Source organism: Yoonia sp. TsM2_T14_4 (genome assembly GCF_049602355.1).
Lineage (GTDB): Bacteria > Pseudomonadota > Alphaproteobacteria > Rhodobacterales > Rhodobacteraceae > Yoonia > Yoonia vestfoldensis_A.
The window spans coordinates 2,481,032-2,504,992 of sequence record NZ_CP187137.1 but is presented as its reverse complement, the minus strand read 5'-3'; the positions used below and the strand labels follow the sequence as shown (position 1 = coordinate 2,504,992).

Annotated in this window: 25 protein-coding genes; 17 read left to right on the top strand and 8 right to left on the bottom strand. The window is 61.5% G+C overall.

Going from position 1 to position 23,961, the window contains the following annotated elements; translation table 11 throughout:
- Positions 1-6: 6 nt before the first annotated feature.
- From ACPF9B_RS12470 to ACPF9B_RS12460, 3 genes are all read left to right on the top strand, one after another.
- Positions 7-1,335: an amidase gene (locus ACPF9B_RS12470; RefSeq protein ID WP_424177739.1), complete on the top strand. Its 1,329-nt coding sequence runs from the start codon at positions 7-9 to the stop codon at positions 1,333-1,335.
- 180 nt (positions 1,336-1,515) lie between these two features.
- The gene (locus ACPF9B_RS12465; RefSeq protein WP_424177737.1) at positions 1,516-2,694 is read left to right on the top strand and encodes an aminotransferase class I/II-fold pyridoxal phosphate-dependent enzyme; all 1,179 of its coding nucleotides are present in this window, start codon (positions 1,516-1,518) and stop codon (positions 2,692-2,694) included.
- 10 nt (positions 2,695-2,704) lie between these two features.
- Complete coding sequence (locus tag ACPF9B_RS12460) at positions 2,705-5,620, top strand: DNA translocase FtsK (RefSeq protein WP_424177735.1); 2,916 nt, start codon at positions 2,705-2,707, stop codon at positions 5,618-5,620.
- Between the two features lie 331 nt (positions 5,621-5,951).
- Here the strand turns inward: ACPF9B_RS12460 and rpsU are convergent, their stop codons facing one another.
- Positions 5,952-6,158 (bottom strand): 30S ribosomal protein S21, encoded by a 207-nt coding sequence (gene rpsU, locus ACPF9B_RS12455; protein WP_007206547.1) that lies wholly within the window; start codon positions 6,156-6,158, stop codon positions 5,952-5,954.
- A gap of 106 nt (positions 6,159-6,264) precedes the next feature.
- On the opposite strand from rpsU, the gene ACPF9B_RS12450 reads away from it, so the two are divergent.
- Together ACPF9B_RS12450 and ACPF9B_RS12445 are read left to right on the top strand one after the other, a co-directional pair.
- On the top strand, positions 6,265-6,963 hold the full coding sequence (locus ACPF9B_RS12450) for a COQ9 family protein (protein WP_424177732.1): 699 nt from the start codon (positions 6,265-6,267) through the stop codon (positions 6,961-6,963).
- Positions 6,960-7,943: an NAD(P)H-quinone oxidoreductase gene (locus tag ACPF9B_RS12445; RefSeq protein ID WP_424177730.1), complete on the top strand. Its 984-nt coding sequence runs from the start codon at positions 6,960-6,962 to the stop codon at positions 7,941-7,943. The genes ACPF9B_RS12450 and ACPF9B_RS12445 overlap by 4 nt, the downstream gene beginning before the upstream one ends.
- A gap of 137 nt (positions 7,944-8,080) precedes the next feature.
- Here ACPF9B_RS12445 and rnhA read toward each other — a convergent pair whose 3' ends face one another.
- The 5 genes from rnhA to ACPF9B_RS12420 all read right to left on the bottom strand — a co-directional run bounded on the left by rnhA (position 8,081) and on the right by ACPF9B_RS12420 (position 12,070).
- Positions 8,081-8,533, bottom strand: coding sequence for a ribonuclease HI (rnhA, locus tag ACPF9B_RS12440; protein ID WP_007206550.1), 453 nt, complete (start codon positions 8,531-8,533; stop codon positions 8,081-8,083).
- Positions 8,533-8,982 (bottom strand): DUF3429 domain-containing protein, encoded by a 450-nt coding sequence (locus ACPF9B_RS12435; protein WP_007206551.1) that lies wholly within the window; start codon positions 8,980-8,982, stop codon positions 8,533-8,535. Before ACPF9B_RS12435 ends, rnhA begins: the two co-directional genes overlap by 1 nt.
- A 4-nt stretch (positions 8,983-8,986) precedes the next feature.
- Positions 8,987-9,937 carry a 4-hydroxy-3-methylbut-2-enyl diphosphate reductase gene (ispH, locus tag ACPF9B_RS12430; RefSeq protein WP_424177728.1) on the bottom strand — a complete coding sequence of 317 codons (951 nt, stop codon included), beginning with the start codon at positions 9,935-9,937 and terminating at the stop codon, positions 8,987-8,989.
- 67 nt (positions 9,938-10,004) lie between these two features.
- Complete coding sequence (locus tag ACPF9B_RS12425; RefSeq protein WP_424177726.1) at positions 10,005-11,333, bottom strand: MATE family efflux transporter; 1,329 nt, start codon at positions 11,331-11,333, stop codon at positions 10,005-10,007.
- Positions 11,334-11,506: 173 nt separating this feature from the next.
- A complete protein-coding gene (locus ACPF9B_RS12420) occupies positions 11,507-12,070 on the bottom strand; it encodes an NYN domain-containing protein (protein WP_424177724.1) in 564 nt (187 codons plus the stop codon).
- Between the two features lie 112 nt (positions 12,071-12,182).
- Between ACPF9B_RS12420 and folK the strand changes: the two genes are divergently transcribed.
- The 11 genes from folK (at position 12,183) to recO (ending at position 20,807) form a co-directional block, all read left to right on the top strand.
- Entirely contained in the window at positions 12,183-12,767 is a 585-nt protein-coding gene (folK, locus tag ACPF9B_RS12415; protein WP_007206555.1) for a 2-amino-4-hydroxy-6-hydroxymethyldihydropteridine diphosphokinase, read from the top strand.
- A 93-nt stretch (positions 12,768-12,860) separates the two neighbouring features.
- A complete protein-coding gene (rpoZ, locus tag ACPF9B_RS12410) occupies positions 12,861-13,214 on the top strand; it encodes a DNA-directed RNA polymerase subunit omega (protein ID WP_007206556.1) in 354 nt (117 codons plus the stop codon).
- A gap of 40 nt (positions 13,215-13,254) precedes the next feature.
- The gene (locus ACPF9B_RS12405) at positions 13,255-15,387 is read left to right on the top strand and encodes a RelA/SpoT family protein (RefSeq protein WP_007206557.1); all 2,133 of its coding nucleotides are present in this window, start codon (positions 13,255-13,257) and stop codon (positions 15,385-15,387) included.
- A 23-nt stretch (positions 15,388-15,410) separates the two neighbouring features.
- A complete protein-coding gene (locus tag ACPF9B_RS12400; RefSeq protein ID WP_040482977.1) occupies positions 15,411-16,058 on the top strand; it encodes a DUF2062 domain-containing protein in 648 nt (215 codons plus the stop codon).
- Between the two features lie 25 nt (positions 16,059-16,083).
- Entirely contained in the window at positions 16,084-16,824 is a 741-nt protein-coding gene (locus ACPF9B_RS12395) for a pyridoxine 5'-phosphate synthase (RefSeq protein ID WP_007206559.1), read from the top strand.
- Complete coding sequence (acpS, locus tag ACPF9B_RS12390; RefSeq protein WP_424177720.1) at positions 16,821-17,222, top strand: holo-ACP synthase; 402 nt, start codon at positions 16,821-16,823, stop codon at positions 17,220-17,222. Before ACPF9B_RS12395 ends, acpS begins: the two co-directional genes overlap by 4 nt.
- Before the next feature lie 51 nt (positions 17,223-17,273).
- Positions 17,274-18,110 (top strand): signal peptidase I, encoded by an 837-nt coding sequence (lepB, locus tag ACPF9B_RS12385; protein ID WP_007206561.1) that lies wholly within the window; start codon positions 17,274-17,276, stop codon positions 18,108-18,110.
- Entirely contained in the window at positions 18,107-18,787 is a 681-nt protein-coding gene (rnc, locus tag ACPF9B_RS12380) for a ribonuclease III (RefSeq protein ID WP_424177717.1), read from the top strand. The genes lepB and rnc overlap by 4 nt, the downstream gene beginning before the upstream one ends.
- Positions 18,784-19,701, top strand: a complete 918-nt coding sequence (gene era / locus ACPF9B_RS12375; protein WP_007206563.1) for a GTPase Era — start codon at positions 18,784-18,786, stop codon at positions 19,699-19,701. Before rnc ends, era begins: the two co-directional genes overlap by 4 nt.
- Complete coding sequence (locus ACPF9B_RS12370) at positions 19,698-20,024, top strand: DUF1491 family protein (RefSeq protein ID WP_424177715.1); 327 nt, start codon at positions 19,698-19,700, stop codon at positions 20,022-20,024. The genes era and ACPF9B_RS12370 overlap by 4 nt, the downstream gene beginning before the upstream one ends.
- Before the next feature lie 51 nt (positions 20,025-20,075).
- Positions 20,076-20,807, top strand: coding sequence for a DNA repair protein RecO (gene recO, locus ACPF9B_RS12365; RefSeq protein WP_007206565.1), 732 nt, complete (start codon positions 20,076-20,078; stop codon positions 20,805-20,807).
- Positions 20,808-20,830: 23 nt separating this feature from the next.
- Here recO and ACPF9B_RS12360 read toward each other — a convergent pair whose 3' ends face one another.
- On the bottom strand, positions 20,831-22,516 hold the full coding sequence (locus ACPF9B_RS12360) for an acyl-CoA dehydrogenase family protein (RefSeq protein WP_424177713.1): 1,686 nt from the start codon (positions 22,514-22,516) through the stop codon (positions 20,831-20,833).
- Positions 22,517-22,663: 147 nt separating this feature from the next.
- On the opposite strand from ACPF9B_RS12360, the gene ACPF9B_RS12355 reads away from it, so the two are divergent.
- Positions 22,664-23,434, top strand: coding sequence for a sulfite exporter TauE/SafE family protein (locus tag ACPF9B_RS12355; RefSeq protein WP_424177711.1), 771 nt, complete (start codon positions 22,664-22,666; stop codon positions 23,432-23,434).
- Here ACPF9B_RS12355 and ACPF9B_RS12350 read toward each other — a convergent pair.
- Positions 23,431-23,952 (bottom strand): DUF3859 domain-containing protein, encoded by a 522-nt coding sequence (locus ACPF9B_RS12350; RefSeq protein WP_424177709.1) that lies wholly within the window; start codon positions 23,950-23,952, stop codon positions 23,431-23,433. The two genes, ACPF9B_RS12355 and ACPF9B_RS12350, sit on opposite strands and share 4 nt — an antisense overlap.
- Between the last annotated feature and the right edge of the window lie 9 nt (positions 23,953-23,961).

Sequence of the window (23,961 nt, the reverse complement as noted above, 5' to 3'; positions counted from 1 at the left end):
TGAAAGATGCAGGACTGGCGTTGGCAAACGGCCGCGGATCTGGGGCGTGGGATTGCCGCAGGGATGATTGACCCTGTGGATTTGACCGAGGTCTACCTTGCCGCCATCGACGCGCATGAACACCGTGACCGGATCTATGCCCGCGTCACACATGACCGCGCGCGCGCCGAGGCCAAAGCGGCAAGCGAACGCGCCGCGTCAGGGTTCCGGCGCGGGCCATTGGACGGTGTGCCGGTGTCTTGGAAAGACCTGTTCGACAGCGCCGGTATCGGGACAGAGGCAGGCACCGCCCTGTTGGCAGGCCGCGTGCCGGAGCGTGATGCGAAGGTGCTTGAGACAGCGACGGCGGCGGGGCTGGTGTGTCTGGGCAAGACCCATATGTCCGAAATCGCCTTTTCCGGGCTGGGCCTGAACCCAATCACCGCGACGCCGCCTTGTGTGAATGACGCGGGCGCTGTGGCGGGGGGGTCATCGTCGGGGGCGGCGGCGTCTGTCGCGTTCGGCCTTGCGGCGGCGGGGATCGGCACGGATACCGGCGGATCGGTGCGGATACCGGCGGCGTGGAATGATCTGGTGGGGCTGAAAACCAGCCATGGGCGGTTGTCGCTGGAAGGTGTCGTCCCGCTTTGCCTGACTTTTGATACCGTTGGCCCCTTGTGCCGGTCGGTCGAGGATGCGGCGCTGTTGCTGGCCGTGCTCGAAGGATCGCGCCCCGTTGATCTGGGTGGGGCCGATCTGGCCGGCATGCGCCTGATGGTGCTTGATACGATCGTGCCCGAGGATGTGCGCGACGCGCCCCGCGCGGCGTTCGAGGCCAGCGTGGCAAAACTGCAAGCGGCAGGCGCGCAGATCGAACACCGCTATTTTTCGCAGCTATTCGATGCGTTCAACGTCGCGGGCAACCTTTATGCCGCAGAAAGCTATGGCTGGTGGCGCGATCTGGTCGAGGCGCATCCCGAAAAGATGTTTCCCCAGATCCTGGAACGGGTGCGTGGCGGGAAAACCGTGTCGGGGCCTGATTTCGTGGCGGGCTGGAACATTCTGCGCCAGATCCGCAAGGAATATGCGGCTGAAACCGCGCAGTTCGATGCCGTCATCATGCCGACCGCGCCTTTGCTGCCCCCCGATGCCGCGCGCCTGTTGACGGATGATGCCTATTACAAATCCGAAAACCTGCTGGCCCTGCGCAACACCCGCGTGGCGAACCTGCTGGATGTCTGTTCGATCACCCTGCCCACGGATGTGCCATCCTGCGGGATCATGTTCAACGGGCAGACTGGGGGCGAGGCGCGTCTGCTGCGGCTGGCGGCAGCGGCGGCACGGGCGTTGGGATAAAAGATGTTGGGATAAAAGATTCTGGCCTCCGGCGGGGATATTTAGGCCCGGAAGATGGGCTGGACCGTCTGAAAAGCCACAAATTCCCCACAAAGCATGGCAGGCGCTGGACACACGCGCATCTGCTGCGCTAGTTTGTGGTCGAAGTGGGGCGAAATGATCCCGCGAATTGAGGCAGTTATGGATTTCCCCGAGCGGTTTTCGGACCTTCCGGTTGCGACTTGGCCACGCCTGCGTGCGCTGTTGGACGTGCCGACCGAGGCCACCGACGTCATCAACATGACGATCGGCGAGCCGCGCCATGCCTTTCCCGCTTTTGTCGGGCCGTTGCTGGAACAGCATCTTGGCGGGTTCAACAGCTATCCCAGCAACGAAGGCCAGCCCGATCTGCTGGCAGCGATGGCGGGGTTTTTGCAGCGCCGTTACGGGCTGGATGTGCCAACCGAGCGGATCATCGCGCTGAACGGGACGCGCGAGGGGCTTTATAACGCTGCGATGGCGCTGTGTCCTGAAACCAAGAATGGCAAACGGCCTGTCGTGCTGATGCCCAATCCGTTTTATCCGGTTTACGGCGTCGCGGCCATGTCGGTCGGGGCCGAGCCTGTCTATGTCGCTGCGACATCCGCCACCGGCCATCTGCCCGATTTTGCCAGCCTGCCTGCCGAGACGCTGGACCGCACGGCGATTGCCTATATCTGTTCGCCTGCCAACCCGCAGGGGGCTGTGGCGTCAGAGGCCTATTGGCGCGATCTGATCGGGCTGGCGGAAAAGCATGATTTCATGATTTTCGCCGACGAATGCTATTCCGAGATCTACCGCGATGCGCCCCCACCCGGCGCGTTGGAGATTGCGGCGGCGATGGGTGCTGACCCTGACCGCGTGCTGATTTTCCAATCCCTGTCGAAACGGTCCAACCTGCCCGGGCTGCGCTGCGGTTTTGCGGCGGGTGGTGCGACATCGATCGCGCGCCTGCGTCAGTTGCGTGCTTTTGCCGGTGCGCCTTTGGCTGGTCCGCTGCAATCGGTCGCAGCGGCGGTCTGGGCGGATGAAGCGCATGTGGTGGAGAACCGCGCGCTTTATGGCCGCAAATTCGATATTGCCGATGACATCCTTGGCCATGTGCCGGGCTATCAGTCGCCGCAGGCGGGGTTTTTCCTGTGGCTGCCGGTGCCGGATGGCGCGGCGGCGGCGGTTACGCTGTGGCAACAGACCGGCGTGCGGGTTCTGCCGGGCGCGTATCTGAGCCGCGATGTCGCGGGCGAGAACCCCGGTCATGGTTATATCAGGGTCGCCATGGTGGCCCCGACCCAAGAAATGCAGCGCGGTCTGACACTGATCCGCGACTGTCTATATAGATAGGAGATACCAGATGGCATCTTACCAGTCCCGCCAGCGCGATCCGCTTTTTGACAGCACCACGCAGGCCGCGTTGGAAAAACGCAGCCGCGAATTGGTCGGTCTTGCGCTGATCGTGACGGGGGCCTTGTTTGCTGTCGTGATCGGGACCTATTCGCCCGATGACCCAAGCTGGATTTCCGCCACCGATGCGCCAGTGCAGAACTGGCTGGGCCATTTCGGGGCCTCGGTCGCCGCGCCCTTGATGATGGTGATCGGGCTGGGGTCTTGGGTCATTGCCGCGACGCTGATCGCGGCAGGCGCGCGGTTCGTGTTTCATTACGGCCAGGACCGCGTGATCGGCCGCGCGATGTTTGCCCCCGTGGTGATGGTGGTGGCCTCTGTCTATGCGGCGACGCTGGCACCGGCGCAGGACTGGCCTGCCAATTTTGGCATGGGCGGGTTGTTCGGCGATACCGTACTGGGCGTTTTGCTGACGATCCTGCCGTTCGGCACTGTGTTCGGGGTCAAGCTCTTGTCCTTTCTGGCCGCCGTTTTGCTGGTCGCTCTGCTGACGTTTCTGTTGGGCTTCACCCGCCCCGAATTGCGCAAGGGGCTGCGGTTCGTGATGCTGGGCACGGTGTTGATCTATGATTTCGTGCTGCGGATGATGGGCAGGGGGGCCGCTCTTTCGGCGCAAGGCGCGCATGTGGCGACAGCGGCTGTGCAAGCCCGTCGTGCGCAAAGCCGGATGTTTGCCGATCCGCAGGTGACCGAGGATATCGTCAGCTGGCCACAGCCCGTTGTCTCCTCTGATTTCGAAAGCCGCCTGCGCGCGGCGGCCGTGGTGCGCGCGCGCCCTGCCTTTGGGGCCGAGGAACCGCCTGTAACCACCGGCCAGATCCCTGCCGCGCCGCCACCGCTGACTGCCCCGATGCGCAATATGGCCTCGGAACCAGCGCCCAGCACGGGCGGTTTTCTGTCCGGCCTGTTGCGCCGCAACGACCCGATGCCGCAACCCGAACTGGTCACCCCCGAACCGCGCCTGACAGATGCCGAACCCGTGGCCGACACCGCCCGCGTCAGCGCGCGCATCGCCGATGCCATCCGCAGCCGGACGACGCCACCATCGCCGACTGGCGTGCGGATTGAACCATCCCTGACCGCAGGGCGCGGGCCAAAGCCGCTGGTTTATGCGCCTTACCCGCCGCTGGTCATGCCGGAACCGCAGCAGGACGATGCCATTTTCGAAGATGATGATAACGATGACGACGATGATGCGCCCTATCTGGCCGCCCCGCATATGCCGATTCCGTCAGTGCCGTCCTTTGTCGAACCGCGCACAGTTGTGCAGCATCCGCCCAAGCGCGCGATCCAACCGTCGCGTCAGGCCGTGGCCGAGGCGCAGCCTGCGCTGAAATTCGATGATCCTTATGCCGATTACGAACGCCCGCCGCTGTCGTTGCTGACCAACCCGGTCGAGATCACGCGCCATCATCTGAGCGACGAATCGCTGAGCGAAAACGCCCGCATGCTGGAAAGCGTGCTGGATGATTACGGCGTCAAGGGTGACATCATCGCCGTGCGTCCCGGCCCTGTTGTCACCATGTACGAACTTGAACCGGCACCGGGTCTCAAGGCCAGCCGCGTCATCGGCCTGTCCGATGATATCGCGCGGTCGATGTCGGCCTTGTCAGCGCGTGTGTCCACCGTGCCGGGCCGGTCGGTGATCGGGATCGAACTGCCCAACGAGAACCGCGAAAAGGTCGTGCTGCGCGAAATCCTGTCGCACCGCGATTTCGGTGACGGCAACCAGAAATTGCCGCTGGCGCTGGGCAAAGATATTGGCGGCGAGCCGATCATCGCCAACCTGGCCAAGATGCCGCATTTGCTGATCGCGGGGACCACGGGGTCGGGGAAATCGGTGGCCATCAACACGATGATCCTGTCGCTGCTGTATAAGCTGACACCGCAGGAATGCCGGATGATCATGATTGACCCCAAGATGCTGGAACTGTCCGTTTATGACGGTATTCCGCATCTGTTGTCGCCTGTTGTGACCGACCCGAAAAAGGCGGTCGTCGCCCTGAAATGGGTCGTGGGCGAGATGGAAGAACGCTATCGCAAAATGTCGAAAATGGGCGTGCGTAACATCGACGGCTTCAATGGTCGGGTGAAAGAAGCGTTGAGCAAAGGCGAGATGTTCAGCCGCACCGTACAGACGGGTTTTGACGATGAAACCGGCGATCCGATTTTCGAGACCGAGGAATTCCAGCCCGAAGTCCTGCCCTATATCGTCGTTATCGTGGACGAGATGGCCGATCTGATGATGGTCGCCGGCAAGGAAATCGAGGCCTGTATCCAGCGCCTTGCACAGATGGCCCGCGCATCGGGCATCCACCTGATCATGGCCACACAGCGCCCGTCGGTCGATGTGATCACCGGCACGATCAAGGCCAATTTCCCGACGCGGATTTCGTTTCAGGTGACATCAAAAATCGACAGCCGGACGATTTTGGGTGAAATGGGTGCCGAACAGCTGCTGGGTATGGGGGACATGCTGTACATGGCGGGCGGGTCCAAGATCATGCGCGTCCACGGCCCCTTTGTCAGCGATGAAGAGGTCGAGGAAATCGTGAACCACCTCAAAGGCTTTGGTCCGCCTGAATATATGTCCGGCGTGGTCGAAGGGCCGTCAGATGATCACGAATCCAGCATTGATCTGGTCCTAGGTCTGGGCGACGGGTCTGATCTGGAAAACGCGCTCTATGATACCGCCGTGGCGATTGTGATCAAGGATCGCAAATGTTCCACCAGCTATATCCAGCGCAAACTGGCCATCGGCTATAACAAGGCCGCGCGTCTGGTCGAGCAGATGGAAGACCAAGGCGTGGTCAGCGCCGCCAACCACGTCGGCAAACGCGAAGTGCTGGTGCCCGAGCAGCATTGAGGGGGTTTTTTGCGAGGCGATAACCAGCCTATTCAGGTGGCGGAATCGTTTCTTGCCTCTTCGATAAGGTCCCACCGGTTTCGATCGCCGAGGTCCGTATCTGCACGACACACAAAACCGATACGCCCGAAACAGGCGATAGCTTCGCCATAATCAGGGGACCGAAGCGAAAATTTGGCAATGCGATTTGGCATGCAAAAGCGGCAATAGTTCATGTGTTTGCTGGCAATTGTTCGCGTTGTAAGGATTCGTGTGAACTGCCGACCCCCCAACAAAAAACCCCCGCTGCTTGCGCAATCGGGGGTCAATCGTTTCAACAATCGGGGATGCTTTACAGCATGCCTTCGCGTTGCAGCTTTTTCCGGGCCAGCTTGCGCTGACGGCGGATCGCTTCGGCCTTTTCACGGGCCTTGCGGATCGACGGCTTTTCGAAATGTTGCTTGAGCTTCATTTCACGAAAAACGCCTTCACGCTGAAGTTTTTTCTTCAGAGCACGCAACGCCTGATCGACGTTGTTATCACGAACACTTACCTGCATGTGGTTTTCACCACCTCTCTAAGTTGGATTTGCAAAATTGCAGGAGTTGGCCAGATAGCAAAGATGGGCTAGTTTGTCCAGTATCGACAGGACAGGAGCCCCGATCATGTCACAAACCCCACTCGACCCCGTCAAACAGCAATTGCTGGATGCGATCATCCCCCATGTGGCCTTTGACGGTTGGGCGCCTGTGGCCTTCAATGCGGCGATTGCGGATGTGGGTGTGGACCCTGCCGTGGCGCGCACGATCTGCCCGCGCGGTGCGATTGATCTGGCGATTGCATTCCATGAACAGGGCGATGCGGCGATGGTGGCTGCATTGGATGCCGCCGACCTGACAGGCATGCGGTTTCGTGACAAGGTTGCCCATGCGATCCGCCTGCGTCTCCGCGCGATCCCCGATAAAGAGGCGGTGCGCCGCGGCACGGCCATGTTCGCCTTGCCGCATATGGCCGCCGATGGGGCGCGGCTGGTCTGGGGCACCGCGGATGCGATCTGGACGGCGCTGGGCGATACATCTGACGACGCAAATTGGTATACCAAGCGGCTGACCCTGTCGGGGATCTATGCCGCGGTCGTGCTGTATTGGCTGGGTGACGACAGCACTGGCGGGCAGGCGACGGATGCGTTCATTGATCGGCGGATTGATGGCGTGATGCAGTTTGAAAAGGTCAAGGCGCAGCTGCGCGACAACGCCCTGTTGAAACCACTGACAATGCCCCTTGCGCGGTTGATGGCGGGCATCAAGGCGCCGCGCCGCGATATGGACCCAGACCTGCCGGGCGTCTGGCGCGACCCGACATGATGCAGGCGGTCGAGATTACGCAGCCGGGCGGGCCAGAGGTGCTGGCCCTGACGGAGCGGCCAATGCCGGAACCGGCCCATGATCAGGTGGTGATCAAGGTCGCCTATGCCGGTGTGAACCGCCCTGATGCCTTGCAGCGCGCGGGCCTCTATAACCCGCCTGCCGGTGCCAGCGATCTGCCGGGCTTGGAAGCCGCGGGCGAGATTGCGGCCATTGGTGCGGGTGTGACCGATTGGAAGATCGGCGACCGGGTCTGCGCCTTGCTGCCGGGGGGTGGTTATGCCGCCTATGTTGCGACCCCTGGCGCGCATTGTCTGCCGGTGCCTGCCGGCCTGACGCTGGCGCAGGCGGCTTGCCTGCCCGAGACGTTTTTCACCGTCTGGTCCAATGTGTTCATGCGCGGCGGTTTGCAGGCGGGTGAACGGTTTCTGGTCCACGGCGGCAGTTCCGGCATCGGCACCACGGCGATCCAGCTGGCGCATGTGTTTGGCGCGCGGGTGTTCACGACGGCCGGATCGGACGATAAATGCGCCGCCTGTCTGGGGTTGGGCGCAGAGGCTGCTTTCAACTATCGAGAGACGGACTTCGTCGAGAAAATGAAAGAGTTGGGGGGCGCTGACCTGATCCTTGATATGGTTGGCGGCCCGTATATCCAGCGCAATATCGCGGCTTTGGCGGATGACGGTCGGCTGGTCCAGATTGCATTTCTGCAAGGCCCGAAGGTGGAATTGAACCTTGTGCAAATGATGACCCGTCGCCTGACGATCACCGGCTCGACGCTGCGCCCGCAATCCGACCTTGCCAAGGCGCGGATCGCGCAAGACTTGCGCAAGCATGTCTGGCCATTGGTCGCCGCGGGGCGGGTGCAGCCAGTGATGGACCAGACATTCGCCCTTGCCGATGCCGCTGCCGCCCATGCGCGGATGGAAAGCAGTGCGCATATCGGCAAGATTGTGCTGCAGGTGGCGGGGGAGCGCTAAAATTTCCCGCCCGCGGCGCATCACTGCCGCTGCGCATAGCCTTCGTAGACCGCCGGTTTCCAGCTACGCCCGGCTTGCGACCAGTGCGCCCCTAAGGACACAGACAAGACTGCCGCTTGATCACACCATGATCGGTGTCAGGGCTTGTAGGGTGCCATGCCAGCGCGGGCCAGTTCATCGGCACGTTCGTTTTCGACATGGCCCGCATGGCCTTTGACCCATTCCCAACGGACCTGATGCTGCGCGACTGCGCTGTCCAGACGCCGCCAAAGGTCTTCGTTCTTGACGGGTTTGTTCGCCGATGTCTTCCAGCCGCGCCTTTTCCAGCCGTGAATCCAGCTGGTGATTCCGTCTTTGACATAGGCGCTGTCGGTCACGATGGTGATCGCCGTCGCCCGGCCGAGTGTTTCTAGCGCCGAAATCGCGGCCAGCAGTTCCATGCGATTGTTGGTAGTGTCTGCCTCGCCACCTGACAGCGCGCGTTCCTTGACCACTTTATCACCGTCGCGTGCGATCAGCAGCGCGCCCCAGCCGCCGGGGCCGGGATTGCCCGAACAGGCCCCATCGGTATAGGCGTAAAGATCCGCCATCACAGCACCAGCGGCAGGAATGACAGCACGACCAGCGCCGTCAGCAGCCCGCGCAGATGCATCCACCATTTCGGCGCAAGGCCCATCTGCCAGAAATGCCAATCCAGCAGCAACAGCCCAAGGAACCCCACGATCAGGTTCACCGCCGCCCCAGTCGGCCCGCCGCCTGTCATGAAAAACGCCCAAAGCGCGGGAATGACCGACAGGATATAGCCGGCTGTTGCGGCGCGCCCGCTCGCCTTGGTGGCAAAGCCCCATAGAACGCCCGACATGAATGACAGGATCACCGCGCCATAGAACAATTGCACATAGGGTCCGATGAACCGCGGCCCGAATGTCGCAGCCCCCCAAAGGCCAAGCTCAGGGCGCAGCAATGTCAGCGCGCCCCAGAAAAACGGGATCAGCCCGGCAAGGCCAAGCCACAGTGCGGAACGGGGGATGGCCTGCATCAGATCACACCGGTTCGCGCAGCACGCGTGGTACTTTGAACTCGACGTCTTCCTTGGCGGTTTCCACCATTTCCACCGTCACGTCATAGCGGTCGCGGAAGGCGTCGATCACTTCGTTGATCAGCACTTCGGGGGCAGACGCGCCTGCCGTGATGCCCATCGACCCGATCCCATCCAGCGCGCGCCAGTCGATATCGGCGGCCCGCTGCACCAATTGGGAATAGGCGCAACCTGCACGCGCGCCGACCTCGACCAACCGGCGGGAGTTGGACGAATTGGGCGCGCCCACGACCAGCATGGCGTCGCATTTGGGGGCCATCGCCTTGACTGCTTCTTGGCGGTTGGTCGTGGCGTAGCAGATATCCTCTTTGTGTGGGCCGATGATCGCGGGGAAGCGCGCCTGCAGGGCGGCGACGATACCCGCCGTGTCATCGACTGATAGGGTCGTCTGCGTCACGAAGGCAAGGCGCGCGGGGTCTCGGACCTGCACGGTCGCCACATCCGCGACGGTTTCGACCAGCAGCACCTCGCCCTCGGGCAGTTGCCCCATCGTGCCGATGGTTTCGGGGTGGCCTTCATGGCCGATCATGATCATCTGCAATCCGTTGTCTGCATGGCGCTGCGCCTCGATATGGACTTTGCTGACCAGCGGGCAGGTGGCATCGACATAGATCATCTCGCGCTTGGCGGCGGCGGCTGGCACGGCCTTTGGCACGCCATGCGCGGAAAAGATCACGGGGCGGTCATCGGGGCAATCATCCAGTTCCTCGACGAACACGGCCCCTTGGTCGCGCAGCGCATCAACGACGAATTTGTTGTGCACGATCTCGTGGCGCACATAGACCGGCGCGCCCCATTTCTGGATCGCCATTTCCACGATCTTGATGGCGCGGTCCACACCGGCGCAAAAGCCGCGGGGCGCTGCCAGATAAAGGGTAAGGGGCGGTTTGGTCATCGCGTTCTCCTGCTGATGCCAGAGGTAAAGCCTGACGCCGCGCGGGTCCAGCCCCTGCCGTTCGCAATCAGCGATTTGCCGCAGCGGTCAGCCACCAGAACCGAGCTGGCAGGATGATTGCGACAAGGGCGATTCCGACCCCGTAACCGGCCCAGACGCCCAGCGGCCCAAACCCTGCCCAGAACCCCAAAGCTGCTGCCAGCGGCAAGGCGAACAGCCAATAGCTGAGCAGGGTCAACCGCGTCGGCCAGACAAAATCCATGATCCCGCGCAGCGCGCCAAGCGCGGTCGATTGCACCCCATCCGCGACCTGGATCAGCGCCACGATCACGAACATCGCGGTGGCAAGCGCGACAACGCCGCTGTCGTCGGACAATGCCGCGGCGATCCGGCCGCCCAAAAGGATCAGCATGATCGTGACCGCGACCATCCAGACGGTGACCACGCCGATGGCCGCCACTGCGATAGGGCGCAGCCGTGCCGGATCACCGGACCCGCTGGCCTGCCCGATGCGGATGGCCACGGCCGCCGCCATGCCAAGCGGCAGCATATAGAGCACGCCCCCTACCGCCTGCACGATCTGGTTGGCGGCCAAGGCGGTGGCGCCAAATATCCCCAGCATCAGCTCGACCACGGCAAAGGCCGCCCCTTCGCCGGTATATCCGATAGCCAACGGCAACCCGCCCCAGGCCAGTCTTTTGCGCAGGGCCGCATCGGGCTGCGCACGCAGCAGGCGATGCCGCGCCAGCCATGTGATGGCGATCAGCAAGGCCAGTGTTTCCGCGATCAGGCTGGCCAGCCCCGCGCCAACCAGCCCCAGCCCCGGCCAATCGCCGATGCCCCAGATCAGACCATAGTTCAGCGGGATGTTCAGAATGACAGCCAGAAAGGCGAAACCCGCCGCCGTCCATGGCCTGTCCATCGCATTCAGCACCTGTGCGATCACCATCAACAGCGCGACAGGCACCAGCACGGCCGCCATCGCCAGCCAATAGGGTGTGATGATCGCCAGTACCTCGGGCGGTTGGCCGATCAGTGGCAGGATCAACAGGATCAGCACCATCAACAGCGATGCCACCAATCCCGCCAGCGGGGCCAGACCCAGCCCCGCGCGCAGGGCTGCGGCGACGGCATCCGCCTGTGCGCCGCCGTGGCGATGCGCGGCTTCGATCCCCACGGCGGACACGAAACCATAGATCGCAGAATAAAAGATAATCATCGCCGCGGTCGTCAGCGACGCCGCCGCCAAGGGCAATGTGCCCAAAGGCGCGATCATGATCGTATCCACCACGCCGATCAGCGTGGATGCGGCCAGCCCCGCCACGATCGGCAGGGCCAGATGCAGCAATGGCGCGACTTCGGCGCGCGCGGTGGCGATGATGGGCGTGGTCGCCATGGTGCAGGTCCAATGCGCAAGACAAAGGCATGTTCTGGCGATACCGCAGCAACATGCAAGCTGCTGGTGCAAGAATGGCCCCGGATTGCGCTGCCAAAACGACACAGCGCGCTTTGCGTGGCGGCAGCCAGAATGCCTGCCGCCACGCCTATGGATGATGCGGAGCCGTAATCCTAGCTGTCGGCCTCGACCATGTCGGTGCGGGGTTCGCGCGCTGGTCTGCCGATAACATCGCGCAATTCTTCAAGTTCGATGAAATTGTCGGCCTGACGGCGCAGTTCATCGGCGATCATCGGTGGCTGGCTGCGGATCGTGGACACGACCGACACGCGCACACCCTTGCGCTGCAAGGCTTCGATCAGGGGGCGAAAATCGCCGTCGCCGGAAAAGATCACGGCATGGTCCAGATACGGGGCAAGTTCCATCGCATCCACGGCCAGTTCGATGTCCATGTTACCCTTGACCTTGCGGCGCCCCAAGCTGTCGGTGAATTCCTTGGCCGGTTTGGTGATCATGGAATAGCCGTTGTAATGCAGCCAATCGACCAGTGGGCGGATCGGCGAATATTCGTCGTTTTCCAACAAGGCGGTATAGTAGAACGCGCGCAGCAGCTTTCCTCGCCGCATGAATTCCTGACGTAACAACTTGTAATCTATGTCGAACCCCAGCGCGCGTGCTGCTGCATAAAGATTCGACCCATCAATAAAGAGCGCCAGACGCTCATCCCGATAAAACATGAAACACCTTTCGACAATTACCCTTGATCGTCCTTGTGCTACGAGCGGAGTTTGATCAAGTAGACACCTATATTATGCAGTGGTTGTCGGGGAACAAGGGGCGCTTTGCGATATGATTGGCCAGATTGCGCTTATTGCTCTTGGCAGCAACGACGGGTCATTTCGCGGTGATGTGGCGGAAAATGTTGCGTGGGCTATCGAGCGCGTTGGCGCTTTGGCCCACGGGGCCGTGCGCGTCAGCCCGTTTTATGCGACGCCTGCCTATCCCGCTGGCGCCGGTCCTGATTTCGTCAATGCGGCGATGGCATTTGCCACTGATCTTGATGCTTTTGCCCTGCTTGCGCAGCTGCACACTATCGAGGCAGAGGCAGGGCGCATCCGCAGGGTCCGCTGGGGGCAGCGCAGCCTTGATCTTGATCTGATCGCGCTGGGTAATCAGGTGCTGCCCGATGCCGCGACGCAGGGCCATTGGCGCAATCTGCCAGCCGATGTGCAGGCGCTGGCTGCACCAGAAAGTCTGATCCTGCCGCATCCGCGCCTGCAGGACCGCAGTTTCGTGCTGGTGCCGCTGGCCGATGTCGCCGCTGACTGGCGACATCCGCTGCTCGGGCTGAGCGTGGTGGAAATGCTGGACCGGTTGTCTGATGCCGACCGCGCGGGTGTTGTGCGGCTGGAACAGCGATCGGCAAAAGGCTGACAATGCGGGCAATCCGCCCCCGCTGGCCCTTGTCAATCCCTTTTGAACGCACTAGGGATGCAGCTTCCGAAGATTCCTGTCCGGAGATCCGTCATGGCCCGCGTTACCGTCGAAGATTGTGTTGATAAAGTTCCAAACCGTTTCGAGCTTGTGATGCTTGCAGCACATCGTGCGCGTGAAATCGCTGCCGGTTCGCCGATCACCGTGGCCCGCGACAACGACAAGAACCCTGTCGTGTCGCTGCGCGAAATCGCGGAAGAAACGCAACAGGCCGACGACCTGCGCGAACGCATGATCGAAGCCAACCAGACCCAGATCGAGATCGACGAACCCGAAGAGGACAGCATGTCCTTGCTGATGGGCGCCGAAGCCGACCGTCCGGTCGAGGATGACATGTCCGAAGAAAAATTGCTGCGCGCGCTGATGGAAGCGCAAGGCCAGCGCTAGGGCGGGCTATTCAGCCTGCCAATGATAGGCGCGGAACCAGATGACGAATGCTGATAGTCTGATCTCTCTGGTTCGCGCCTATAATCCCAAAACAAACCAAGCTTTGCTGCGCGATGCCTTTGCCTTTGGTGCCGATATGCACGAAGGCCAGTTCCGCCATTCCGGCGAGCCGTATTTCACCCATCCCGTTGCTGTCGCCCATATCCTTGCCTTGCAGCAGATGGATGACGCGACGCTGGTGACTGCCCTGCTGCATGACACGATCGAGGATACCAAGGCGTCCTTTGCCGTGGTCGAAACACGATTCGGCCGCGAGATTGCCGAACTGGTCGATGGCGTCACCAAGCTGACGAATTTGCAGCTGACCTCGACCCAGACCAAACAGGCGGAAAATTTTCGCAAATTGTTCATGGCCACCAGCCGCGATCTGCGCGTGACCTTGGTGAAACTGGCGGATCGTTTGCACAATATGCGCACAATCAAATCCATGCGCCCCGAAAAACAGGCGCAAAAAGCCCGTGAAACCATGGAAATCTTTGCCCCCCTTGCTGGCCGTATGGGGATGCAATGGATGCGCGAGGAATTAGAGGATCTGTCTTTTCGCGTCCTGAACCCAGAGGCGCGCAATTCGATCATTCGTCGTTTCATCACGCTGCAGCGCGAAACCGGCGATGTGGTGCAAAGAATCACCGCTGATATGCGGGTCGAACTGGAAAGATCCAACATCCTGGCCGATGTCGCGGGCCGTGCCAAGAAACCCTATTCGATCTGGCGCAAGATGCAGGAAAAGGATCAGGGCTTCAGCCGCCTTTCCGACATCTATGGGTTTCGCGTCATCGTGGCGACCGAGGCTGATTGTTATCGCGTTCTGGGCACGATCCACCAGCGCTGGCGGGCCGTGCCGGGGCGGTTCAAGGATTACATCAGCCAGCCAAAATCCAACGGTTACCGGTCGATCCATACCACCGTGTCGGGCCGTGACGGCAAACGGGTCGAGGTGCAGATCCGCACCCGCGAAATGCACGAAGTCGCCGAAACCGGCGTCGCGGCGCATTGGTCCTACAAGAACGGTGAACGGGTCGAAAACCGCTTTGCCGTTGATCCGGTGCGCTGGATCGCGTCGCTGACCGACCGGCTGGATGACGACCAGAACCACGAAGAATTCCTCGAGGCTGTCAAGCTCGAGATGTATCAGGATCAGGTGTTCTGTTTCACCCCCAAAGGCGAGGTGATCAAGCTGCCGCGCGGGGCGACGCCCATCGATTTCGCTTATGCGATCCACACGCGGATCGGGTCGGCCTGTGTGGGCGCCAAGGTGGACGGCCTGCGTGTCCCGCTATGGACGCGGCTGAAAAACGGCCAATCGGTCGAGATTATCACCGCCGAAGGCCAGACACCGCAGGCCACATGGATTGATATCGCCGTGACGGGCCGCGCGAAAACCGCGATCCGGCGATCCTTGCGCGAAGAAGACCGCGAACGTTATGTCCGGCTGGGGCGCGAGTTGGCACGCGTGGCGTTTGAAAACGTGCGCAAGAAATCCACCGAAAAGGCGCTGCGCACCGCCGCCAAGGCGCTGGCCATCGACAGTGTCGACGAATTGCTGGCCCGTCTGGGCAGCGCCGAGGTAACGGGCCGCGAGGTCGTGCGCGCGATCTATCCCGAACTGGCCCATGTCAACGGTGACGAGGTTGATCAGGGCCGCGCCGTTGTCGGCCTGAGCGCCGATCAGGTCCATAAACGCGGGGCCTGCTGTCAGCCGGTCCCGGGGGAACGTATTCTGGGCATCACGTTCCGCGGGCAGGGGGTCACGATCCATGCCATCGATTGCGCCGCATTGGTCGATTACGAAGAACAGCCCGAACGCTGGATCGACCTGCATTGGCAAGAAGGCACCCATGCCGCCGTCAATACCGTGACCTTTGACGCGACGATTACCAATGACACGGGCGTGCTGGGGCGCATTTGCACATTGATCGGCGAACAGAACGCCAATATCTCTGACCTCAAGTTCATTGACCGCAAGCCAGATTATTTCCGCCTGTTGATCGATGTTGATCTGCGGGATGCCGAACATTTGCACCGCGTGATGACGGCGCTGGAGGCGGAAAGCAACGTGTCGTCAATTGTGCGGCATCGCGATCCGGGCCTTGCGGGGACAATGCGTGGCTGACAGGCCAGAAGGGAAGTCGTGTTTTGGTATTCAAGCGCAGGGATAGGCGGCCGATCTGGAAGATCGTGCTGGACTTCGTCTATCCGCGTGGCGGCTGGGCGCGGGCCTTTGGCTATGTGAAACATCGGCTGCGGCGGTTGCCGGACACACCGGAAAAGATATCGCGCGGGATCGCGGTGGGTGTATTCGCGGCCTTTACACCGTTCTACGGGCTGCATTTCGTGATCGCGATCCTGCTGGCGCGGGTCGCGCGGGGCAATATCCTTGCCGCGCTGCTGGGGACATTTGCGGGCAATCCGCTGACCTATATCCCCATCGGGATCGCATCCTTGGGGACAGGCTATTGGCTGCTGGGGCGGCCATTCAACGCCACCCTGTTCGGGCTGGATGGCAGCGCCTCGGCCGATTACTGCACGCTTGGGTGCCAGTTCAGCAATGCGTTTTCGGACATCATCCATAATTTCGCGGCGATGTTTACGGTTGCCACCGCCCACTGGACCGGCCTGATCGCCTTTTATCACGAGGTTTTCGTGCCATACCTGATCGGGGGCATCGCGCCGGGCTTGTTCTTTGGCTGGCTCAGCTACTATCTGTTCGTGCCGATTATCGCGGCCTATCAGAAACGGCGCCGCAAGGTGTTGCAAGCCAAGCTGGAACAATTGAAGAAATGACATCTTTCGCCTGAAAGGGAAAACCATGACCAATCTGCGGCTCGGCGTGAATATCGACCATGTGGCGACGGTGCGCAACGCGCGCGGCGGGGATGTGCCTGATCCGGTGCGCGCGGCGCTGATGGCGCAGGATGCAGGGGCCGACGGGATCACGGCGCATCTGCGCGAAGACCGCCGCCATATCATCGACAGTGACATCGAACGCCTGATGGCGGCGCTGCGGATCCCGCTGAACTTTGAAATGGCAGCGACGGCGGAAATGCAGGCGATTGCCCTGCGGCACAAGCCGCACGCCGTTTGTCTTGTCCCCGAAAAGCGCGAGGAACGCACGACCGAAGGCGGGCTGGAAGTTGCCGGACAGCAAAGCGCGCTTGCCGCCTATATCGCGCCTTTGCGCGATGCAGGCTGCCGCGTGTCGCTGTTCATCGCCGCAGACGAGGCGCAGATCCGGGCCGCCCACAGCATCGGCGCGCCGGTGATCGAATTGCATTCGGGTGCCTATGCCGATGCTTGGGCCGAAGGCGACTGGCAGATGCGCGATGATGAATTGCGCAAGATCACCGATATGACCGCCTTTGCCACCGATCTGGGGCTGGAGGTGCATGTCGGCCATGGGCTGACCTATGATTGCGTCACGCCCATCGCTGCCCTGCCACAGGTGGCCGAATTAAACATCGGGCATTTCCTGATCGGCGAATCCATCTTTCGCGGGCTTGGCCCGGCGATTGCCGAGATGCGCCGCCTGATGGATGCCGCACGCGCATGATCCTTGGCATCGGCACCGATCTTGCGAATATCGACCGGATCGCGGGTACGCTGGACCGGTTCGGTGATAGGTTTCGCAATCGTGTCTTTACCCCCACCGAGCAGGCCAAAGCCGAGGACCGCCACGACACGCCCGGCACCTATGCCAAACGCTGGGCCGCGAAAGAGGCTTGTTCCAAGGCGCTTGGCACCGGTTTGCGGATGGGGATCGCGTGGAAAGACATGGCCGTGTCGAACCTGCACACCGGCCAGCCCGTCATGGCCGTGACCGGCTGGGCGCGTGAACGGCTGGACCAGATGACGCCATCGGGGCACGAGGCGATCATCCATGTCACGTTGACCGATGACCACCCTTGGGCACAAGCCTTTGTGGTGATCGAGGCGCGGCGCATCGCTTGACTCCACCCCGTTGCGCGATCATGTAGCGTCAAACCTTAAAAGGAACGGAAAATGGCCGAAAATACGGGCTTTGTCAGCAGCGTGAAAGAGACGATCAAGACGATCTTTTGGGCGCTGATCATCGCGGGCGTGTTTCGGACCCTGTTTTTTCAACCGTTCTGGATTCCGTCTGGGTCGATGAAGGACACCTTGCTGATCGGGGATTTCCTGTTCGTCAACAAGATGGCTTATGGCTATTCCTATGCCTCCTGCCCGTCGATCCGTGTGCCAGCTGCCGGCATCGACATCGGCGCGGATGATTTTTGCGGGTGGTTTGACGATAGCAACGACCGCCTGTTCGGGTCCGACCCCGAACGCGGTGATGTCGTGGTCTTCCGGCATCCTGTGACCGGCATGGATTTTATCAAGCGCCTGATCGGTGAACCGGGTGACCGGATCCAGATGATCGACGGCGTGCTGCATATCAATGATGCGGCTGTCGGGCTGGCCGATGCCGGCACCTTTACCGAGATCATGGAACCCCAAGGGCCGATGGGCGGCCGCCCGATGTGCGCCAATGGTCCCGTTGGCGTCGGCGCTGAATGTCTGAAACCACGCCAGACAGAAACGCTGCCCAATGGCACCAGCCACGCCATTTTGAATATCGCCACGCGGGCGACCGACAATACCGGTGTTTATACGGTGCCTGCGGATCATTTCTTTTTCATGGGTGACAACCGCGACAATTCTGTCGACAGTCGTGTGCCGCAAACATTGGGTGGGGTTGGGTTTGTCCCGCGCAAGGATATCGTGGGCCGCGCTGACCGTGTGATTTTCTCGTCTGCGGGCCGGTCGATGTTGGCCTTCTGGACGTGGCGCAGCGACCGTTTCTTCAAGGCGGTCGAGTGAAACTTTCCGCTGATCTTGCCAGCTTTTCGCAGCGTCTTGGCTACAGCTTCGTGAGGCCGGACTTGCTGGTGCGCTCGGTGACCCATTCGTCCATGGTCAGCGTCCACCGCGACGACAACCAGCGGCTTGAATTTCTGGGCGACCGCGTGCTGGGTTTGGTGATGGCCGAGGCGTTGCTCAAGGCCGATCCATCCGCGCCCGAAGGTCTGCTTGCGCCGCGTTACAACGCGCTGGTGCGACGTGAAACCTGCGCCGATGTCGCCCGCGAGGTCGACCTTGGTGCCGTGATCAAGCTAGGCCGCTCTGAGATGAAATCGGGTGGCCGGCGCAAAGAGGCATTGCTTGCCGATGCGATGGAGGCGGTGATTGCCGCGATCTATCAGGATGGCGGGTTCGATGCTGCGCGCAAGGTCGTGCTGCATCTATGGGGTGCGCGCATCACGAATGTTGCCGACGATGCCCGCGACGCCAAGACCGCCTTGCAGGAATGGGCGCAGGCGCGCGGCGAAGCGCCCCCCAGCTATACCGAGACGGCGCGCACTGGACCTGACCACCAGCCCGCCTTTACCATTGCCGTGACGCTGGAATCCGGCCAGACCGAAACAGCGACCGCAGGGTCGAAACGGCAGGCAGAACAAGCCGCAGCCGCCGCCCTTTTGAAGAAAGTTGACCGATGAATGATGCGCCGACCAAAGCGGGCTTTGTCGCCCTGATCGGGGAACCGAACGCCGGTAAATCGACGCTGCTGAACCGGATGGTCGGCGCCAAGGTGTCCATCGTGACCCACAAGGTCCAGACCACCCGCGCCCGTATTCGCGGCGTGGCGATGGACGGGCAGGCGCAGCTGATTTTCATCGACACGCCCGGCCTGTTCAAACCCCGCCGCAGGCTGGACCGCGCGATGGTTGCTGCTGCGTGGGGCGGGGCCGCCGATGCCGATGTTGTTGTGCTGATGATCGAGGCCCATCGCGGCATGAGCGAAGGGGTCAAGGCGATCCTTGCCAATCTGCCCGACCGTATGGGCAAGACCAAGGTCGCACTGGCGATCAACAAGATCGACAAGGTGAAATCCGAAGGTCTGCTGGCCCTGACCCGCGACATGAACGAGGCGTTTGCTTTTGCCGAAACCTTTATGATCTCTGCTGAACGCGGGCATGGCTGTGACGCTTTGCGCAAATGGCTGGTGGACCAGGTTCCCGAAGGCCCGTGGCTGTACCCCGAAGACCAGATTGCCGATCTGCCGATGCGCATGATCGCGGCCGAAATGACCCGCGAGAAACTGACCCTGCGGCTGCATCAGGAACTGCCATATGAGTTAACCGTCGAGACCGAGAATTGGGAAGAACGCCCTGATGGGTCCGCCCGCATCGACCAGCTGATCTATGTCGCGCGTGATGGCCACAAAGGCATTGTGCTGGGCAAGGGTGGCGAGACGATCAAACAGGTCAGCCAGGCCGCCCGTGCCGAGATCATGGAATTCGTGGGACGCCCCGTGCATCTGTTTCTGCAGGTCAAGGTGCGGCCAAACTGGCTGGAAGAAAAAGAGCGTTACTCCGAAATGGGGCTGGATTTCAAAGACGGCAACGCATGAGATTGACCGCCGACATCTGGGTGTCGGCCTATCTGACGCGGCTGCGGCTGGCGGCAATCCCCGCCTTTGTCGTTGCGCGTGGCGATGCCACGGCGGGGGCGGTGATGGTCAAGCTCAATACGCTTGACGGGCGCGCGTGCTGTTACCAGCGCAGTTTTGATCTGATGACGGGTGAGCGCAGCTGGATTATTCTGGCCGAGGGCGCAGAGGCGGATGTGGAGCAATCGATCCAGCGTCAGCGCGGCTATGATCGTGATCTTTGGGTGATCGAGGTCGAGGATAAACAGGGCCGTCATTTGCTGGACGAGGACGGGTTGTCATGACTTTTATGCCTCCGGCGGGAGTATTTCTAGAAATAAGAAGGTGCTGGCCCGATGATATCGTGGCGTGATGACGCCGCTATTCTGGCGATGCGCCCTTTTGGCGAAAGCAGCGCCATTATCGAGGTGTTCAGCGCCAATCATGGCCGCCATGCCGGTGTGGTCCGCGGCGGTGCCAGCCGCAAGATTGCCCCGCTGATCCAGCCCGGCGCGCAGGTCAATGTGGCGTGGGCTGCGCGGCTGGACGATCATCTGGGCAGTTTCACCGTGGAACCTGTGCGTTCGCGCAATGCGGCGGCGATGGCAGACCGGCTGTCCCTGGCAGGGTTGAACGCGGTTTGCGCCTTGTTGTTGATGGTTTTGCCTGAGCGTGAAAGCCATCCGCTGTTGTATCAGCGCAGTATCGCCTTGCTCGATTTGTTGGACCAGCGCGCTGTATGGCCTTTGGCCTATTTGCGCTGGGAACAGGCCCTGCTGGAGGAGATGGGCTTTGGTCTGGACCTGTCGGCCTGTGCGGCTAGCGGCGTGAACGAGGATCTGGCCTTTGTGTCGCCCAAGTCGGGCCGCGCGGTCAGCCGCGATGCGGCGGGGGTCTGGGCGGACAGGTTGCTGCCCTTGCCCCCCGTGCTGGCAGGCAAAGGCGATGCCTCTGGGGTGGAGATTGCCAAGGCGCTGGGCACGACAGGGTTTTTCATTGAAAACCGCTTGATCAAGGGCTTGGGCGACCGCAACGTCCCTGCCGCCCGCGCCCGTTTGATCGACGCGATTATGCGGGCGGATGGCTAGGCTAGCGGTGGGCCGCCGACAGGTTACCCCAGCACGCGCCGCGCGATGACCTGCGCCTGAATTTCTGCCGCCCCTTCAAAGATGTTCAGGATACGGGCGTCACACAGGATGCGGCTGATCTTGTATTCCAGCGCGAAACCGTTGCCGCCGTGGATCTGCAAGGCATTGTCCGCACAGGCCCAAGCCACACGCGCGCCCAAAAGCTTGGCCATCCCCGCCTCTAGGTCACAGCGCCGGTCGTTGTCTTTTTCATGCGCGCTGAAATAGGTCAGCTGCCGCGCGATCGTGATTTCCACCGCCATCATCGCGAGCTTGCCCGCCACGCGGGGAAAGTCGATCAGCGCCGCGCCAAATTGCTTGCGATCCTGGGCATATTGCATGCCGACATCCAGCGCCGATTGCGCCACACCCACGGCGCGCGCGGCGGTCTGGATGCGGGCGGATTCGAAGGTTTGCATCAGCTGCTTGAACCCCTTGCCGGTGTCGCCGCCCAAAAGATTGTCACCCTTGACCATGAACCCGTCGAAGGCGAGTTCATATTCCTTCATCCCGCGATAGCCCAGCACCTCGATCTCGCCGCCGGTCATGCCTGGGGTCGGGAAGGGGTTTTCGTCGGTGCCGGGGGTCTTTTCGGCCAGAAACATCGACAGACCGCTGTAATCGGTGGTTGCCGGATCGGTGCGTGCCAGCAGGGTCATCACATGGGTGCGGGTGGCATGGGTGATCCATGTCTTGTTGCCGGTGATTTCCCAATCATCGCCTTTTTTCACGGCGCGGGTGCGCAGGCTGCCAAGATCGGAGCCTGTATTGGGTTCGGTGAACACGGCGGTCGGCAGGATTTCGGCAGAGGCAAGGCCGGGTAGCCAGTGCTGCTTTTGCTCTTCGGTGCCGCCGCAAAGAATCAGCTCTGCGGCAATTTCGGTGCGTGTGGCCAGTGACCCCACGCCGATATACCCGCGCGACAGTTCTTCTGACACGACACACATCGACGCCTTGGACAGCCCGAAACCGCCGTATTCTTCGGGGATGGTCAGGCCAAAGACGCCCATTTCCGCCATCTCGTCGATGATCGACAGGGGGATCAATTCGTCCTTGAGGTGCCAGTCATGCGCATGCGGTTCCACCTTTTCGAGGCTAAAACGCCGGAATTGTTCGCGGATCATTTCCAATTCGTCATCAAGGCCAGAGGCCCCGACCGTCAGGTTTGCCGCCTGATCCTGCATCAAGGCAACAAGGCGCATTCGCGCGGCCTGTGTGTTGCCCTGTTCGCAGAGGGTTGTGACGGCGGGGATCAGCATTGCGCGCATTGCGTCCTGGGGCAGGCCAATGTCCTGCGGGCGCAGGATTTCGCCTTGGCTCATCGGGATGCCGCCAGAGATTTGCGACAGATATTCACCGAATGCGATCTGGTGGATCAGCTGTTCAACCTCGTTGAATTTGCCATCCGCGTGCAACCGGTCCGCCCAATGCTGCATCTGGTGCAAGGATTGCGCATAGGTCGCAAGCCAGGCCAGCCCATGTGCTGCCGTCTGATGCGCATCGATCAGCGCGCCGCAAACGCGGCCATCGCGGCTGACCTTGGCGCGAACGATATCCTTGGCCAGCGCCAGCACCTTATCTACGGCAGGCAAGGCCGCGCCTGTCAGGTCCAGCAGATCCGCAAGGATCGGGCTTGAGGTCAGATGCAGGTCCTGTCCGTCATGGGGCATGGCGAGTCTCCGGTCTATGTGCAGGTGCAGAGATAATCACTTTGCAGCCGCAGCGCAATATTAATTCGCGGGACGCATTTGCGGTGAATAAAAGTGTCGCATCCGATTTGGTGATGCCAAGCCTTCAAGAACGGCATATGACGCAGCATGTCACATTTTTTTACTGTTATCACGCCTGAATTGTTCCTCTTCGCCTGTGTCGTCACGTTCCTTGGCGGGTTCGTGAAAGGTGCGGTGGGTTTTGCCATGCCGTTGATCATGGTGTCGGGCATGGGGATCGCCATCGCGCCTGAATTGATCATCGCGGGGATCGTCCTGCCGATTGTGGTGAGCAATATATTGCAGGTCGGGCGCGCCGGTCTGGGGCAAGCGCGCGACGCAGTGGTCGAACATTGGCGCTATATCGTTGCGGTCTGCGTGATGATTCTGGTCTCGGCGCAATTTCTGCGGCGCATCCCGACCGATACGTTGTTTATCGTGCTGGGCGTGCCTGTGGTAATCCTGTGCCTGATCCAGATTGCGGGCTGGCGTCCGGTGATCGCGGCGCGCCTGCGGCGTCCGGTGGAATATGCGGCGGGGATCGTGTCGGGCATGCTTGGCGGGTTGACCGGCACCTGGGGGCCGCCCACGGTTCTGTATCTGCTGGCGCTTGGCACGCCGCGCGACCGGCAGATGTCGGTGCAGGGGGTGATCTATGGGCTGGGATCGGTGATGCTGTTTCTGGGCCATGTCCAATCGGGCGTGCTGAACGCGCAGACGTGGCCGTTTTCGGCGGCGCTGGTGGCGCCGGGGATGCTGGGCATGTGGGTCGGGTTCCGGTTGGGGGACCGTTTTGATGCCGACAGGTTCCGGCAGGTCACGCTGTGGGTATTGGTGATCGCGGGGGTGAACCTGATCCGCCGCGGCATGATGGGCTAGGACAGCAGATCGCCGTACCCGCAAGCCCCGGCCAGATCGGGCAAGGCGGTGGGCGGGACAACGTCGAAAGCGACAGAAAACAATTCTGCATCATCCAGCATGGCCGTGAAGGTCCATGTGCCAGTGACGCGTTCGTAATCTTCGTCGAACTGATAAAAGGTTGGTGATGGTTCTGTCCCGCTGATCCAGGATTGATAGCTTTGCTGGGTCACCCCCGCATCGCCCATCGGCGGATGGGTCACGATGATGGTCACACCGGACAGCCCGTCAGGGTCCAGCGCCTGCGCCTTGACGCCAAAGCCGATGCCAATGACCGCAGGAACCTGCGTGATTTCAGCGATAAAGGGCGGTGTTTGTGCGATCAGATGCGTGCTGCCTGCGATCGTGTCGGGTGCAGGCGAAGAACCTACGACAGGCGGCCCGCAAACGACACCGGCGCGAAGCGTGGCGATGACGTCTTGCGCGGCAGCCATGAGCGGCAGCAACAAGCAGGTAACAAAGGCAAGCATCAGACGCATGGTGCAACC

Excerpts from the sequence above, each read along its gene's own strand:
- ACPF9B_RS12470 (WP_424177739.1), top strand. The coding sequence starts at position 7 with ATGCAGGACTGGCGTTGGCAAACGGCCGCGGATCTGGGGCGTGGGATT.
- ACPF9B_RS12465 (WP_424177737.1), top strand. The coding sequence starts at position 1,516 with ATGGATTTCCCCGAGCGGTTTTCGGACCTTCCGGTTGCGACTTGGCCA.
- ACPF9B_RS12460 (WP_424177735.1), top strand. The coding sequence starts at position 2,705 with ATGGCATCTTACCAGTCCCGCCAGCGCGATCCGCTTTTTGACAGCACC.
- rpsU (WP_007206547.1), bottom strand. The coding sequence starts at position 6,158 with ATGCAGGTAAGTGTTCGTGATAACAACGTCGATCAGGCGTTGCGTGCT.
- ACPF9B_RS12450 (WP_424177732.1), top strand. The coding sequence starts at position 6,265 with ATGTCACAAACCCCACTCGACCCCGTCAAACAGCAATTGCTGGATGCG.
- ACPF9B_RS12445 (WP_424177730.1), top strand. The coding sequence starts at position 6,960 with ATGATGCAGGCGGTCGAGATTACGCAGCCGGGCGGGCCAGAGGTGCTG.
- rnhA (WP_007206550.1), bottom strand. The coding sequence starts at position 8,533 with ATGGCGGATCTTTACGCCTATACCGATGGGGCCTGTTCGGGCAATCCC.
- ACPF9B_RS12435 (WP_007206551.1), bottom strand. The coding sequence starts at position 8,982 with ATGCAGGCCATCCCCCGTTCCGCACTGTGGCTTGGCCTTGCCGGGCTG.
- ispH (WP_424177728.1), bottom strand. The coding sequence starts at position 9,937 with ATGACCAAACCGCCCCTTACCCTTTATCTGGCAGCGCCCCGCGGCTTT.
- ACPF9B_RS12425 (WP_424177726.1), bottom strand. The coding sequence starts at position 11,333 with ATGGCGACCACGCCCATCATCGCCACCGCGCGCGCCGAAGTCGCGCCA.
- ACPF9B_RS12420 (WP_424177724.1), bottom strand. The coding sequence starts at position 12,070 with ATGTTTTATCGGGATGAGCGTCTGGCGCTCTTTATTGATGGGTCGAAT.
- folK (WP_007206555.1), top strand. The coding sequence starts at position 12,183 with ATGATTGGCCAGATTGCGCTTATTGCTCTTGGCAGCAACGACGGGTCA.
- rpoZ (WP_007206556.1), top strand. The coding sequence starts at position 12,861 with ATGGCCCGCGTTACCGTCGAAGATTGTGTTGATAAAGTTCCAAACCGT.
- ACPF9B_RS12405 (WP_007206557.1), top strand. The coding sequence starts at position 13,255 with ATGACGAATGCTGATAGTCTGATCTCTCTGGTTCGCGCCTATAATCCC.
- ACPF9B_RS12395 (WP_007206559.1), top strand. The coding sequence starts at position 16,084 with ATGACCAATCTGCGGCTCGGCGTGAATATCGACCATGTGGCGACGGTG.
- acpS (WP_424177720.1), top strand. The coding sequence starts at position 16,821 with ATGATCCTTGGCATCGGCACCGATCTTGCGAATATCGACCGGATCGCG.
- lepB (WP_007206561.1), top strand. The coding sequence starts at position 17,274 with ATGGCCGAAAATACGGGCTTTGTCAGCAGCGTGAAAGAGACGATCAAG.
- era (WP_007206563.1), top strand. The coding sequence starts at position 18,784 with ATGAATGATGCGCCGACCAAAGCGGGCTTTGTCGCCCTGATCGGGGAA.
- ACPF9B_RS12370 (WP_424177715.1), top strand. The coding sequence starts at position 19,698 with ATGAGATTGACCGCCGACATCTGGGTGTCGGCCTATCTGACGCGGCTG.
- recO (WP_007206565.1), top strand. The coding sequence starts at position 20,076 with ATGATATCGTGGCGTGATGACGCCGCTATTCTGGCGATGCGCCCTTTT.
- ACPF9B_RS12360 (WP_424177713.1), bottom strand. The coding sequence starts at position 22,516 with ATGCCCCATGACGGACAGGACCTGCATCTGACCTCAAGCCCGATCCTT.
- ACPF9B_RS12355 (WP_424177711.1), top strand. The coding sequence starts at position 22,664 with ATGTCACATTTTTTTACTGTTATCACGCCTGAATTGTTCCTCTTCGCC.
- ACPF9B_RS12350 (WP_424177709.1), bottom strand. The coding sequence starts at position 23,952 with ATGCGTCTGATGCTTGCCTTTGTTACCTGCTTGTTGCTGCCGCTCATG.